This window comes from Pseudooceanicola profundus, from assembly GCF_054919315.1.
Window position 1 is genome coordinate 3955827 of record NZ_CM142898.1, and the last position, 12777, is coordinate 3968603.

General features: G+C 67.9%; 11 protein-coding genes. 4 read left to right on the forward strand and 7 right to left on the reverse strand.

Annotated features, from left to right (window positions below):
- Positions 1 to 17: 17 nt before the first annotated feature.
- The 3 genes from ACX9MO_RS18065 (at position 18) to ACX9MO_RS18075 (ending at position 3985) form a co-directional block, all read left to right on the forward strand.
- Positions 18 to 1538, forward strand: coding sequence for a hypothetical protein (locus tag ACX9MO_RS18065; protein ID WP_462212843.1), 1521 nt, complete (start codon positions 18 to 20; stop codon positions 1536 to 1538).
- A gap of 10 nt (positions 1539 to 1548) precedes the next feature.
- Positions 1549 to 2499, forward strand: a complete 951-nt coding sequence (locus tag ACX9MO_RS18070) for a site-specific tyrosine recombinase XerD (RefSeq protein WP_222489992.1) — start codon at positions 1549 to 1551, stop codon at positions 2497 to 2499.
- A gap of 157 nt (positions 2500 to 2656) precedes the next feature.
- Positions 2657 to 3985, forward strand: coding sequence for an HlyC/CorC family transporter (locus ACX9MO_RS18075; protein ID WP_462212844.1), 1329 nt, complete (start codon positions 2657 to 2659; stop codon positions 3983 to 3985).
- A 284-nt stretch (positions 3986 to 4269) separates the two neighbouring features.
- Here the strand turns inward: ACX9MO_RS18075 and ACX9MO_RS18080 are convergent, their stop codons facing one another.
- The 7 genes from ACX9MO_RS18080 to ACX9MO_RS18110 all read right to left on the reverse strand — a co-directional run bounded on the left by ACX9MO_RS18080 (position 4270) and on the right by ACX9MO_RS18110 (position 12043).
- Positions 4270 to 6015, reverse strand: coding sequence for a sugar phosphorylase (locus tag ACX9MO_RS18080; protein ID WP_222489994.1), 1746 nt, complete (start codon positions 6013 to 6015; stop codon positions 4270 to 4272).
- Positions 6016 to 6324: 309 nt separating this feature from the next.
- Positions 6325 to 6747, reverse strand: a complete 423-nt coding sequence (gene ndk, locus ACX9MO_RS18085; protein ID WP_222489995.1) for a nucleoside-diphosphate kinase — start codon at positions 6745 to 6747, stop codon at positions 6325 to 6327.
- Between the two features lie 558 nt (positions 6748 to 7305).
- Positions 7306 to 7884, reverse strand: coding sequence for a sarcosine oxidase subunit gamma (locus tag ACX9MO_RS18090; protein ID WP_462212845.1), 579 nt, complete (start codon positions 7882 to 7884; stop codon positions 7306 to 7308).
- A complete protein-coding gene (locus tag ACX9MO_RS18095) occupies positions 7877 to 10888 on the reverse strand; it encodes a sarcosine oxidase subunit alpha family protein (RefSeq protein WP_462212846.1) in 3012 nt (1003 codons plus the stop codon). The genes ACX9MO_RS18090 and ACX9MO_RS18095 overlap by 8 nt, the downstream gene beginning before the upstream one ends.
- Positions 10889 to 10945: 57 nt before the next feature.
- On the reverse strand, positions 10946 to 11275 hold the full coding sequence (locus tag ACX9MO_RS18100; RefSeq protein ID WP_222489998.1) for a sarcosine oxidase subunit delta: 330 nt from the start codon (positions 11273 to 11275) through the stop codon (positions 10946 to 10948).
- A 108-nt stretch (positions 11276 to 11383) separates the two neighbouring features.
- Positions 11384 to 11542, reverse strand: coding sequence for a hypothetical protein (locus ACX9MO_RS18105; RefSeq protein ID WP_222489999.1), 159 nt, complete (start codon positions 11540 to 11542; stop codon positions 11384 to 11386).
- A gap of 195 nt (positions 11543 to 11737) precedes the next feature.
- The gene (locus ACX9MO_RS18110) at positions 11738 to 12043 is read right to left on the reverse strand and encodes a hypothetical protein (protein WP_222490000.1); all 306 of its coding nucleotides are present in this window, start codon (positions 12041 to 12043) and stop codon (positions 11738 to 11740) included.
- A 269-nt stretch (positions 12044 to 12312) separates the two neighbouring features.
- On the opposite strand from ACX9MO_RS18110, the gene ACX9MO_RS18115 reads away from it, so the two are divergent.
- Positions 12313 to 12774, forward strand: coding sequence for a hypothetical protein (locus ACX9MO_RS18115; protein WP_462212847.1), 462 nt, complete (start codon positions 12313 to 12315; stop codon positions 12772 to 12774).
- The last annotated feature ends 3 nt before the right edge of the window (positions 12775 to 12777 follow it).

Here is a 12777-nt window from a genome sequence, read left to right on the forward strand (position 1 = left end):
CGGCGGCCCAAACCTCCATGTCGGCCCCCGTGTCTCCGGCCTCGGCCTCGCCGGCGCAGGGCCCCTCGCCGATCTCGGCGATCGAATGGCTCTCCAGCCCCGCCGCCCTGCCCAAGCTGCCCGTGCCCGCCGAACCGCCGGTGAGTCGCACCGCCACGGCACCGGACGTGGCGGTCACCCCGCTGGACGAGGTCCATCTCGGCGCCGTCGGCCTGCTGCCGCAGAGCGTGACCGGCCTGCCCGGCGACATCTGGCAGCGGTCGCAGAGCCAGTCGCTGATCCGCCAGATCGCCGCCCTCGACGTGGCGCAGCTCCCGGCCATGCAGTCGCTGCTCTATACGCTCCTCCTTGCCGAGGCCGAACCGCCCGCCGATGCCGGACGCGGCGCGCCGTTGCTGATGGCCCGGATCGACAAGCTGACCGAACTTGGCGCGGTGAACCCCGCGCTTGCGCTGATCGAACGCGCCGGGCCCGAGAGCCATCCGGGCCTCTTCCACCGCTGGTTCGACCTCTCGCTGCTGGCCGGTCAGGAGGATATCGCCTGTGGCTCCATGCGGCAGCGTCCGGATCTGGCACCCTCCTATGCCGCGCTCGTCTACTGTCAGGCGCGGGGCGATGACTGGAACGCCGCCGCCGTCACGCTGGTGAGCGCGGGCGCCCTTGGCGATCTCACCTCCTCCGAGAACCGGCTGCTGGGGCAGTACCTCGATCCCGCCCTCGCGGAAGAGGCGATCCCCCTGCCGCCGCCGGCGCAGATCACGCCGCTGATCTTCGCCCTGCAGGAAAGCATCGGCCAGCCGATCAATGCCTCCAGCCTGCCCCGGCCCTACGCGATGTCGGACCTGCGCGGCCTGTCGGGCTGGCGGGCCGAGCTCGAGGCCGCCGAACGGCTGGCCCAGACGGGCGCCATGTCCGAGAACCGGCTGCTCGGCCTCTATACCGACCGGCGGCCCGCCGCCTCGGGCGGGATCTGGGACCGGGTGCAGGCCGTGCAGCGCTTCGACCGGGCGCTTCAGGCCGGAGATACCTCCGCGATTTCCACCGCTCTCGGGCCGGCTTACCGCGCCATGGCCGATGCCCGGCTGGAGGTGCCCTTCGCACGCCTTTATGGCCCGCAACTGCGCGATCTCGGCCCGCTGCCCGGCCCCGCAGGGCGCAGCACCGCCTACCGTGTCTCGCTGCTCTCGCCCGGCTACGAGGCCACTGCCGGTGCCCTGCCCCCGGAGACCGCCGAGGAGCGTTTCCTTGCCGCGCTTGCCGGTGGCGCCCCGGGCGAGGTCCGCGCCACCAGTGCCCTTGCCCGCGCCGTGGCCGCCGGCTTCGATCCTGCAACCCAGCCGCCCGCCGAGATCAGCGAGCGCATCGCCACGGGCCATCTTGGCGAGGCGATCCTGCGCGCCATGGCGCTCTACGGACGCGCCGCCAACGGAGATCTTTCCGACACGCCCGCCGCCATCGCTTCCTTCCGCGCCGTGGGCCTCGAGGACACCGCCCGGCAGGCCGCCTTGCAGCTGCTGCTGCTCGACCGGCGCGGCTGAGAGCAGCACCATGGCCAAGGCTGACCACTGGATTTCCGCCTTTCTGGAGGCGCAGGCCGCCGAGCGGGGCGCTGCGCGCAACACGCTGCTGGCCTATGGCCGCGACCTCACCGATGCCGCCCGCTGGCTGGAGCGCAACGGCCCCGGCCTGACGGAGGCACAGCGCGCCGACGTGGAGGGCTACCTCGTCTCCTGCGAGGCGGAGGGCCTTTCGCGCGCGACGCGGGCGCGTAGGCTCTCGGCCCTGAAACAGATCTACCGCTTTGCCTTCGACGAGGGCTGGCGCGGCGACAACCCGGCGATCCAGATCGCGGGGCCGGGCCGTGACAAGCGCCTGCCCAAGACCCTGACGGTGGAGGATGTCTCGGCCCTGCTCACCGCCGCCCGCGATCATGGGCGCACCGATGACGACGCCCTGCGCAACACCTGCCTCGTGGAATTGCTCTATGCTACGGGCATGCGGGTGACCGAGCTTGTCTCGCTTCCGGTCTCCGCGGCCCGGGGCGATCCGCGGATGCTGCTGGTCATGGGCAAGGGCGGCAAGGAGCGACTCGTGCCGCTCTCCGATCCGGCCCGCGCAGCGCTGGCCCGCTGGCTGACCACCCGCGACGCGGCCGAGGAGGTCGCGCGGCTCAAGGGCAAGCCGGTCTCGCGCTTCCTGTTTCCCTCGCGCGGCAAGGACGGCCACCTGACCCGGCACCGGTTCTACCTGCTGATCAAGGAAATCGCCCTGGCCGCCGGGATCAATCCCGACCGTGTCACGCCGCACGTGCTGCGCCATGCCTTCGCGACCCATCTGCTGGCGGGCGGCGCCGACCTGAGGGCGATCCAGACCCTGCTGGGCCACGCCGATCTCTCGACCACCGAGATCTATACCCACGTCCTCGACGAGCGTCTCCGCGACCTGGTCGAGACACACCATCCGCTTGCCCGCGAACCTTTGCCACCGGATCGTGATTGAGCCGCCGCCACGGTCCCTGGCCCCGCGGGGAAACCGATGGGTCTCTGACAGGCCACAGGGGGCCACAGACGGGCCGCAAGCCGTAGCCAATACCTTGAATGCCGCCGCCCCCGGCCCCATAACCGGGTGAGCCTCACGCACCTTTTTCGGGACCGACATGGACGACATCACCTCTCAGATCGACACTGCCTTCTGGCTCACCACCGCGGCGATCCTCGGGCTTCTGGTGCTGTCCGCCTTCTTCTCGGGCTCCGAGACGGCGCTGACCGCCGCCTCGCGCGGCAAGCTCCGCGCCCAGGCCGACAAGGGCTCGCGCGCGGCCGAACAGGCGCTCTCCATCACCGAGGACAACGAACGGCTGATCGGCTCGGTCCTGCTCGGCAACAACCTCGTCAACATCCTCTCCACCTCGCTGGCGACCGCGCTCTTCACCCGGGTGCTCGGCGACGGCGGCGTGGCGCTTGCCACGCTGGTGATGACGCTCCTCGTGCTGATCTTCGCCGAGGTGCTGCCCAAGACCTACGCCATCACCAACGCCGAGGTCGCCGCCGCCCGCGTGGCCCGTCCGATCTCGATCATCGTCAAGCTCTTCGCCCCCATCGTGGCCGCCGTGCAGGTGCTCGTGCGGGGGGTGCTGCGGCTCTTCGGCGTGCGCATCGACCCCGACAGCAACGTCCTCGCCGTGCGCGAGGAAATCGCCGGTGCCCTCAACCTCGGCCATTCCGAGGGCGTGGTGGAGAAGGAGGACCGCGACCGGATCCTCGGCGCACTCGACCTCTCCGACCGGACGGTCGAGGAGATCATGCTGCACCGCTCGCAGATCGAAATGGTAAACGCCGACGACTCGGCCGAGGCGATCCTCGCCCAGTCGATCGAGAGCCCCCACACCCGCCTGCCGGTCTACAAGGGCGAGCCCGAGAACGTCATCGGCGTGGTCCACGCCAAGGATCTCGCCCGGCTCATGCACCGCCTCGCCGCCGAGGCCAGCGATCTCGCCTCCAGCCTGAAGAACTTCTCGCTGAACGACGTGATGATGAAGCCCTACTTCGTGCCCGATACCACGACGCTGGACGAGCAGATGCGCCAGTTCCTGCACATGCGCTCGCATTTCGCCCTCGTGGTGGACGAATACGGCTCACTGCGAGGCCTGATCACGCTGGAGGACATCCTCGAGGAGATCGTGGGCGAGATCACCGACGAGTTCGACCCGCTGGCCGAACACGCGATCCGCAAATCCGAGGACGGCCAGTTCATCGTCGACGGCGCCATGACGATCCGCGACCTGAACCGCGCGATGGAATGGACCCTGCCCGACGACGAGGCCAACACGATCGCGGGCCTCGTGATCCACGAGGCGCAATCGATCCCCACCGTGGGCCAGGTCTTCTCCTTCCACGGCTTCCGCTTCGAGGTGCTGGGCCGCAAGGACAACCGCATCTCCCGGCTGAAGATCCGCCCCCTCCCGGTCGCGCTCTCCCCCGACTGAAATCCACTGTTCGCAAGTATCCTCGGGGGTGAATTGCGGGCATTGCCCGCAAGAGGGGGCCGACGGCCCCCCAAACTGCCCTCCAAAATTCTTCGAAGAATTTTGAGAAGAATTTTTGAAAACTCTTCTCGCCCCGGAGAGGAGCCCGGAGGCCCCAAGGGCCGCACAGACATCCGAGCCCTGCCCGTTTTCTTCAAAGAAAACGGACCGGAAAATGCGCATTTTCCGGCCAGCTCTCCACTGTCAGCTTTGCAAGGTCAGCGCGCCGGGTGACGCGGCCCGGATCACCCGCGGTTGGTGATCCAGCGGCACTGGTAAGGCGCGAAGGGAATGGGCCCGCCGGTGGGGTCGATTTCCTCGTCGCTCAGGATGTCGACCCAGGATTCCCCGTCGATCAGGTTGATGCTGCTGGGTTCCAGCTCCAGCGCCTCGTCCGACACGTTGTGCAGGGCAAAGATCGACTGGTCGCGGTCGATCGACTGGCGCCAGAGGCCGAAGATCCGGTCATCCAGCTGCAGCGTGAACTGCGTCGCATTGGGGTGGAAGCCGCGCTGGCGCCGGCGCACGGCAATGCGGCGCTTCATCTCGGTCAGCACCCGGGCCTGGGTGGTCTCCGGATCCTCAAGAAGCGCCTGCAGCCGGTCGTAATCCCAGCGGTGCCGGTTGATCGCCCGGTTGTGGCCGGTTTTCTCGACACCCTCGATGTCGTTGGGCGTGCCGAGCAGCGAGTGGATGTAGAAGGCCGGGATCCCCTCCAGCGCCATGACCAGCGTCTGCGAGGCGAGGAAGCGTTCGAACTGGTGCCCGTCCTCGCCCTTGAAGGTGCCCTTCATGGCCTCGAACCAGGTGATGTTCAGCTCGTAGGGGCTCTCGCCGCCGCCGGGCAGCGCCCGCATCGACACCCGCCCGCCGTTGTCGCGCACGGTCTGGATCACCTGCTCCTGCTCCTCGGGCTTCAGGATGCCCTCCGCGGGCCGCATCCCGATCCCGTCGTGGGAGGCGGTGAAGTTCAGGTAGGCACAGCCCATCTGCGCCGGCGGCATCGAGCCCTGCCAGCGGATCAGCTTTTTCGCGGTGCCCGACATCATCGCGTGCAGCACCAGCGGCGGCAGCGAGAAGTTGTAGACCGCGTGGGCCTCGTTGCGGTTGCCGAAGTAGCTCAGGTTTTCCTGGTTCGGCACGTTGGTCTCGGTCAGCAGGATCAGCGGCTCGACCGCGAAATCCGCAAGGTGCCGCATCAGGCGCACGATGGCATGGGTCTGCGGCAGGTGGATAGACTTGGTGCCGATCTCCTTCCAGATGAAGGCCACCGCATCCAGCCGCACGATCCGCACGCCGTTCTGCATGTGCAGGCGCATGACCCGCAGGAATTCCAGCAGCACTTCGGGGTTGCGGAAGTCGAGGTCGACCTGGTCATGGCTGAAGGTGCACCAGACGTGGCGCGTGCCCATGGCGGTCTCGACCTCGCGCAGCAGCGGATGGGTCCGGGGCCGCACCACCATCGAGAGGTCATCCTCCGGCGAGGCTTCGAAGAAGAATTTGTCGTAGGGCGGATGGCCCTGCCGGTAGGCGTTGAACCAGTTCGACTGCGAGGACACGTGGTTCAGCACGAGGTCCGACATCAGCAGGAACTCGGTCCCGATGCGCTTGATGTCGCTCCATTCCCCCAGCACCGGGTTCACCGCCCGGTAATCGGTGACCGAGAAGCCGTCGTCCGAGGTGAAGGGGAAGAACGGCAGGATATGTACGCCGTTGATCACGCCCGCCAGGTGGGCGTGGAGGAAATCGCGCAGCAGGTCCAGCGGCTTGTGCTGGCCGTCGACGATGGAATTGCCGTAGGTGATGACAAGCGCGTCGCGTTCCGACCACTGGCGGTTGCCGGGCACCCGGCCCCGCTTGCGCATGGTCGTGCCCTCGGGCCAGAAGGCCTCCACGATCTTCTCTGCCAGCTCCCCGATGTTCTCCTCGGGGTAGATCTGGCCCAGCAGGGCCGCGAGCTTGGCGTCGAATGTGGAGGTGAGGTCTGCCATGTCTCTGGCGCTCCGTTGTTTTTTACTGAGTCTCAGAAGTCCCGGGGGGTTGCAAGGCTTTCCCATGGACGGGTCTGCAACTCAAGGCGACAGCCGGAAAAACGGTCAAAGCAGCGCCGCAATGGCAGGGAGCCGCGCATCGTGCGCGAAAAAGAGCAGCAGGCAAATCGGAGGAGCGCGCCGCAATCCGCGGGAGGCGCACCATGGGCCGGACCCGGCACGGGAGGGCCGGAGGCGGCAGCTTCGAGCGGAAAACCGGGCCCGGAGGGGTCCGGCGCGAGGCGCGCGCCGGACCGGTAAGGCAGAGCCTTAGCCGACCAGTTCGAGGCCGGAGAAGAAGTAGGCGATTTCTTCTGCCGCGGTTTCCGGTGCGTCGGAGCCGTGGACCGAGTTCTCGCCGACCGATTCAGCGAATTCGGCACGGATGGTGCCGGGTGCCGCGTCGGCGGGGTTGGTTGCGCCCATGACTTCGCGGTTCTTCGCGATGGCGCCTTCGCCTTCCAGCACCTGCACGACGACCGGGCCCGAGGCCATGAAGTCGCAGAGTTCGCCGTAGAAGGGACGCTCGGCGTGCACTTCGTAGAACTTGCCGGCTTGGGCGGGGGTCAGCTGGATCCGCTTCTGGGCGACGATCCGCAGGCCGGCGTCTTCGAACTTGGCGTTGATCTTGCCGGTCAGGTTGCGCTTGGTTGCATCGGGTTTGATGATCGAGAGGGTGCGTTCGGTGGCCATGGTCTGCCTCTTGTCCATAGATGAGAGGGCGGGCCCTGTGCCCACCCCTGAAATAGCGTGGCCCGCGTAGCATGGCCCGGTGCGTTTGAAAAGCCCGCCAGAGCGGGGAGATGGGGCATCTGCACCGCAGCCGCGTTCCACCGGCGACCGTGGGTCTGGCAAGGCGATCGGCACTGCGGCTCACCCGTCCTCAACAGCCACCAAGCCGCGCATCGACGGCGCGCGCGGAGGCGATCCGGCCCTCGCGGGCGAGCAGTTTATCGCAGCCAAGCATATCGTGTCTCCTCAAGGGACCACCCAGCCTCACCAAATCGCCGCCGCGTGGGGGCGCGCCGGCGATGCGCGGCGGCCTGCGGCCTTGTCCCGCGCTGTCGAGAGACAGGACCGGTGAAGTCCGCTGAATGGCATATGTGCCGCTGCCTGTCTGCGGTCAAAGCCTTTCACCAAACGTCGCTGATCTCCCGGGGGGCTAGACCAATCCTCCAGGCCAAACGAAAACGGGCGGCCCTGAGCCGCCCGCTTCCTGCATCAACAGCCCCCCGTCAGGGGCCAAAACCCTCAGAACACCGGCTGCGCGGTGGTCTCGCCGCAGGCATCCGCCAGCAGGTCGAAGACATAGCGCGCGACCGAGCGGAAGCAGACCAGTTCGAAGACGCCCTCCTCGATCATGACGAAGGCGGCGGCCACCTGCCCCACGCGGGTGCGGCGCAGGTCTCCGGGCCCGAACTGGCCGGGGGCGAGGTCCACCGGCGCCAGCCGCGCCAGCACTTCACGCGCAGCCGTACCGGGCGCGGAGAGCCGGAACAGCGCCCGCGCATCGCTCACGTCGGCGGCAAGGTGATGCACGCCTGCCAGCGTCTCGGCCAGCGTCTCCAGCGCGCCGGCGACGCTGCCTGCGGGCAGCATCAGCATCAACTCGTCCGGGGTCATCCAGAGCACCGCATTGCCGCCCGCGAAGGAGGCCTTGCGCTGCGCCGGAACGGTGCAGCCGGTGACCGCCTCGACCGCCGCCGCGAAGGTGGCGTCCGAGAGGTCGCCGCGCAGGGTGATCATGCCGCGCGGGCCGATCTCCTGCACCGTGGCGATGCCGTCGAATTTCGCGCCCTGAAGGGGCGTCACGGATTTCGCGTCAGACATTCTGCTTGTCCCCGTCCTTGTCGAAGAAGACCTGATCCACGATCTTCGCCTTGATGAAGCCGCCGTTGCCGTCGGCAAAGTCCAGCACCTCGCCCATCCGGTCGGGCCCGTGCAGCACGAGGCCCATGGCGATGCCCCGGCCCAGCGTGGGCGAATGGTAGGTCGAGGTCACGCGGCCCTGCGTGTTCCGTTGACCGTTGGCATTGTCGCCCTCGGCCACCGCGAGGGAGCCCTCCGGCAGGACCGAGCCATCGACGGTTTCCAGACCGACCAGCGACCAGCGGTTCGGATTGTCCATGAAGCTGCGCGCCTGCGCCCGCTTGCCGATGTAATCCCCTTTCTTCTTCGAGATCGCCCAGTGCAGCCCCAGATCCTGCGGGATCACGGTGCCGTCGGTCTCGTCGCCGATCATGATGAAACCCTTCTCGGCCCGCAGCACGTGCAGCGCCTCGGTCCCGTAGGGGGTGATCCCGAACTCCTGACCGGCGTCCCAGATCGCTTCCCAGAGCGCGAGGCCCTTGGAGGCCGGCACCGCGATCTCGTAGCTGAGCTCGCCGGAGAAGGAGATCCGGAAGGCCCGCACGGCGATCCCGCCGAGGGTGAGGTCCTTCATGGTCATGAAGGGGAACGCCTCGCCCGAGACGCCCTGCCCGCCCAGCTTTTCCAGCAGCTTGCGCGCCTTGGGGCCGACCACCGCGATCTGCGCGTATTGCTCGGTCACGTTGGCGGTGTAGACCTTCCAGTCCCACCACTCGGTCTGAAGCCATTCCTCCATGTGGGCATGGATATGCTCCGCCCCGCCGGTGGTGGTGTGGCAGAGGAACGTGTCCTCATCCAGCCGCACGACCACGCCGTCGTCCATGAGGAAGCCGTTCTCGTTGCACATCAGGCCGTAGCGGCAGCGCCCCGGTTTCAGCGTCGACATCATGTTGGTGTAGAGCATGTCCATGAAGCGGCCCGCATCGGGGCCCTTCACGAGGATCTTGCCCAGCGTCGAGGCATCCAGCAGCCCGAGGCTGGCGCGGGTGGCCTTCACCTCGCGGTCCACGGCCGCGTGACGGCTCTCGCCCGCTTTCGGGAAGCAGAACGGCCGTCGCCACTGGCCGACAGGCTCCCAGTCCGCGCCGTGGTTGTCGAGCCACTCGTGGATCGGGGTCCGGCGCAGCGGCTGGAACACGTCACCCCGGGCAGCCCCCGCGATCGCCCCGAAGGAGATCGGCGTGTAGGGCGGCCGGAAGGTGGTGGTGCCCACCTGCGGGATCGGCGCGTTCAGCGCCTGCGACAGCACCGCCAGACCGTTGATGTTGGAGAGTTTCCCCTGATCCGTGGCCATGCCGAGCGTGGTGTAGCGCTTGGTATGCTCGACGCTCTCGTAGCCCTCGCGGGCCGCCAGCTGGACGTCCGAAACCTTCACGTCGTTCTGGAAGTCGAGCCAGGCCTTCGCGCGCAACTTGTACTCGGCGCCCTGCGGCATCATCCAGACCGGCTCCAGCGCGCTCTCGGCGGCGATCTCGACCGCAGGCACCTCGCCTGCGGCGGCGGTGAAGCCCGCGCCGGTCACGGCCTGCGCCCCCACCTCGACCGCGTCGGCCAGAACCTCGGCCAGACCCATCGGGCCCGAGGCGCTGCCCGCGGTCAGGACATAGCCCTGCCCGTCGGCCCCCAGCGGCGGACGCGCGGGATCGGGGCGGAACATGGCGGTCGCCTCGTCCCAGATCAGCTTGCCGCCGCAGTGCGACCAGAGGTGCACGACCGGAGACCAGCCACCCGACATGGCGATGGCGTCGCAGGGGATCGTCTCCAGCACGGACCCTTCGCCGGCCTGCGAACAGATCGCAGCCCCGGTGACGCGCTTGCCGCCCTCGACCTTCGCGATGCCCATACCCTTGCGTACGGTGATGCCCGCGGCCTCGGCCTCGGCTGCCAGAGCGCCGCCGCCGTTGGGACGCGCGTCGATGATCGCGGGCACCGTCAAACCGGCCGCCTTCACCGCAAGCGCGGTGCGATAGGCGTCGTCGTTGTTGGTGACCACCAGCACCCGGTCACCCGGCGAGACGGCATAGTTCACCACGTAGTCGCGCAGCGCCGAGGCGAGCATCACGCCCGGCACGTCGTTGCCCGCGAAGGCCAGCGGCCGCTCGATGGCACCGGTGGCCGTCACGATCCGTGCGGCTCGGACGCGCCACAGGCGGTGACGGGGCCCGATGTTGCGCGGGGCGTGATCGGTCAGACGCTCGTAGCCGAGCGCATAGCCATGATCGTAGACGCCCGAGCCCATGCAGCGCAGGCGCATGGTCACATTGGGCAGCGTCTCCAGCTTGGCGACGAGCGCGTCGATATGGGCCTGCGCCGCGACGCCGCCGATCGTGCCGCCGTCCACCGGCGTGCGCCCGCCCCAATGGGCGGTCTGTTCCATCAGGATGACCCGGGCGCCTGCCTCACCGGCAGCAAGGGCTGCGGTCAGACCGGCGATCCCGCCACCGATGACCAGCACGTCGCAGAAGGCATAGAAATGCTCGTAACGGTCTTCGTCGAGGTCCTTCGGCGCGGCGCCGAGACCTGCCGAATGACGGATGATCGGCTCGTAGAGGTGTTTCCAGAACGGCCGGGGCGCGATGAAGGTCTTGTAGTAGAACCCTGCGGGCAGGAAACGCGAGAGCGAGTTGTTCACCACGCCCACGTCGAAATCGAGGCTCGGCCAGTGGTTCTGGCTGCGGGCCTTGAGCCCGTCGAAGAGCTCGGTCGTGGTGGCGCGCTGGTTCGGCTCGAACGTCGCGCCTTCGCCGAGGCCGACGAGCGCGTTGGGCTCTTCCGCGCCCGAGGCAACGGGGCCGCGCGGGCGGTGATACTTGAAGCTCCGCCCCATCAGCAGCTGGTCGTTCGCCAACAGCGCCGAGGCAAGCGTGTCGCCCTCGTAGCCGCGGAAGGACGCGCCGTTGAAGGAGAAGGAATACGCGGCGCCGCGGTTCAGCAGGCGGCCGCCGGTGGCCAGTCTGGTGCTCATGCCGGGGTCCCCTTTGTGGTCTTGGTGTTCAGGTGAAGGGCCATCAGGTCTGCTGCCTCAGGAAAAGTCGCGCCAGGACCAGCCCGGACGTTTCTGGCGAATGGTGTCCAGCAGCGCCTCGGGGGGCTGATGGGTCTGCGCGGGATAGGTGCCGAAAACCTCGAGCGTCGCGGTGCAGCGGGCGGCGTGGAACCACTTGCCGCAGCCATAGACGTGGCGCCACCGTTCGAAGTGCACGCCCTTCGGGTTCACCCGGTTGAACATGTAATCCTCGAAATCCGCGTCGGAGGAGCCGGGCCCGTAGCGCTTGAGATGCGCCTCGCCACCGGCGTGGAACTCGGTTTCCTCGGCAGTGACGCCGCAATGGGGACATGTGAGGATCAGCATGGGCGATCTCCGGTCTTGAGAGAGGTCTGGGAAGGAGTGATCGGACGCAAAAAGGGGCCGACGCACGCGGCGCCGGCCCTTGAGGTCAGGTAAGGGACAGGGAAGGACTTAGTTGCCGTCTGGCAAGTCGATCTGAATTTCGGGCTCATCCGCGCCGGGGACATCCCCGCCGGAATATATGAACCAGACAAGCCCCGCGACGACGACGACAAGCGCGCCGACGATGAAGCCGAGCGTGGTGCTGGACCCGTTACCAGATTGTGCCATTCGTAAACCTCCGTCTTCCCAGGCAGTGGGGAACGAACGCGAGGTTGGCAGGCAAAGTTCCGGGAAAGGTTGAATTTTTTCTGAGCTGCGCCCGTTGCAGGACGCAGTTCGGGGCCCCGGACCAGCGGTCGGGACCCCGTGACGATTGCAGCAATCGCAGGGCGCGCGCGCGGGCGCAGCCCCTTGGTCAGGTGATCAGTTGCCCGAGGCGCCAGCGGCTGCGGTCGCGCCGTCGCTGCCGGTTGCCCCGGCTGCGGCTTCGGCGCCATCAGAGCCGCTTTCAGCTGCGGCTGCGCCATCGGCGTCACCGGCGGAACTGTCGGCGGTTGCGTTGATCTCGATGTTTCCGCCCGAGGCACCGCCACGGTCGCCGCCCATCGTGTCGCCGCCAAGGACGACATAGGCGATGATGCCGACCGCGACGACAAGGCCGCCGACGATGAAGGCAATGACAGCGCCGCCGCCGGAACGCTGCTCGGTCGTGTTGTGATACTCGGCCATGACGGGCCCTCCGGTGTGATTAGCTTCGACACCGAAACGTGATGACCTGCGTCCCGGTTCCCCACGCAGCCGAACGGCAGACCCGACGCCAGCGGATGGCCGCCGGTGCGGGAACCTTTCGCATAGGTTGCGCGTTCTGCCACAGAAACAGGCAAAACGGTGTTCAGGCAACAGTTTTTGCGGGACGCGTTTACAAAACTACAACATTTTGTGGCATCATGATCAGCAGAGACACGCAGATAATCGGGCACTGGCAGGGAGAGCATGCCATGACGACCGACACCACACAGATCCGCACGATCCAGTTCACCACGGCCCCGCCGCGGGAACGCCGGGTGAGCTTCCGCGTCTATCCCTCGCTGAGGGACCTGCCGCAGGAGCCCGGTCTTTACGTCCTTCTGGCCCGACTGCCCGGCCGCGCTGACGAGGCGCGGCCTTTGTATTTCGGGCTGGCGGCAAACGGGCTCGACCGCGATATGGCGCGTAGCCAGATCTTCCACACCGCCATGCGCAACGGGATGACCCATTTCGCCGCCGTGGCGATGCCCGGCCTGGCCCTCGCCGATCACGATGCGATGCAGGCGCTGGCCCGGGACCTCGGGCGCGCCAACCATGCCTCGCTCAATGCCGCGGCAGACGCGCTCAGGGATATCGACGCCGTCCAGCACGCCCGAAGCGCCGCACGCGCGGCCCTGCCCGACGGCGAGGACGGTCCGATCGCGGCGGAGTGACCG

Bases quoted from the DNA above. Each gene is read 5' to 3' on its own strand.
- ACX9MO_RS18110 (WP_222490000.1), bottom strand. From the start codon at position 12,043: ATGGCCGAGTATCACAACACGACCGAGCAGCGTTCCGGCGGCGGCGCT.
- ACX9MO_RS18080 (WP_222489994.1), bottom strand. From the start codon at position 6,015: ATGGCAGACCTCACCTCCACATTCGACGCCAAGCTCGCGGCCCTGCTG.
- ACX9MO_RS18065 (WP_462212843.1), top strand. From the start codon at position 18: ATGTCGGCCCCCGTGTCTCCGGCCTCGGCCTCGCCGGCGCAGGGCCCC.
- ACX9MO_RS18105 (WP_222489999.1), bottom strand. From the start codon at position 11,542: ATGGCACAATCTGGTAACGGGTCCAGCACCACGCTCGGCTTCATCGTC.
- ACX9MO_RS18100 (WP_222489998.1), bottom strand. From the start codon at position 11,275: ATGCTGATCCTCACATGTCCCCATTGCGGCGTCACTGCCGAGGAAACC.
- ACX9MO_RS18075 (WP_462212844.1), top strand. From the start codon at position 2,657: ATGGACGACATCACCTCTCAGATCGACACTGCCTTCTGGCTCACCACC.
- ACX9MO_RS18090 (WP_462212845.1), bottom strand. From the start codon at position 7,884: ATGTCTGACGCGAAATCCGTGACGCCCCTTCAGGGCGCGAAATTCGAC.
- ACX9MO_RS18115 (WP_462212847.1), top strand. From the start codon at position 12,313: ATGACGACCGACACCACACAGATCCGCACGATCCAGTTCACCACGGCC.
- ACX9MO_RS18070 (WP_222489992.1), top strand. From the start codon at position 1,549: ATGGCCAAGGCTGACCACTGGATTTCCGCCTTTCTGGAGGCGCAGGCC.
- ACX9MO_RS18095 (WP_462212846.1), bottom strand. From the start codon at position 10,888: ATGAGCACCAGACTGGCCACCGGCGGCCGCCTGCTGAACCGCGGCGCC.
- ndk (WP_222489995.1), bottom strand. From the start codon at position 6,747: ATGGCCACCGAACGCACCCTCTCGATCATCAAACCCGATGCAACCAAG.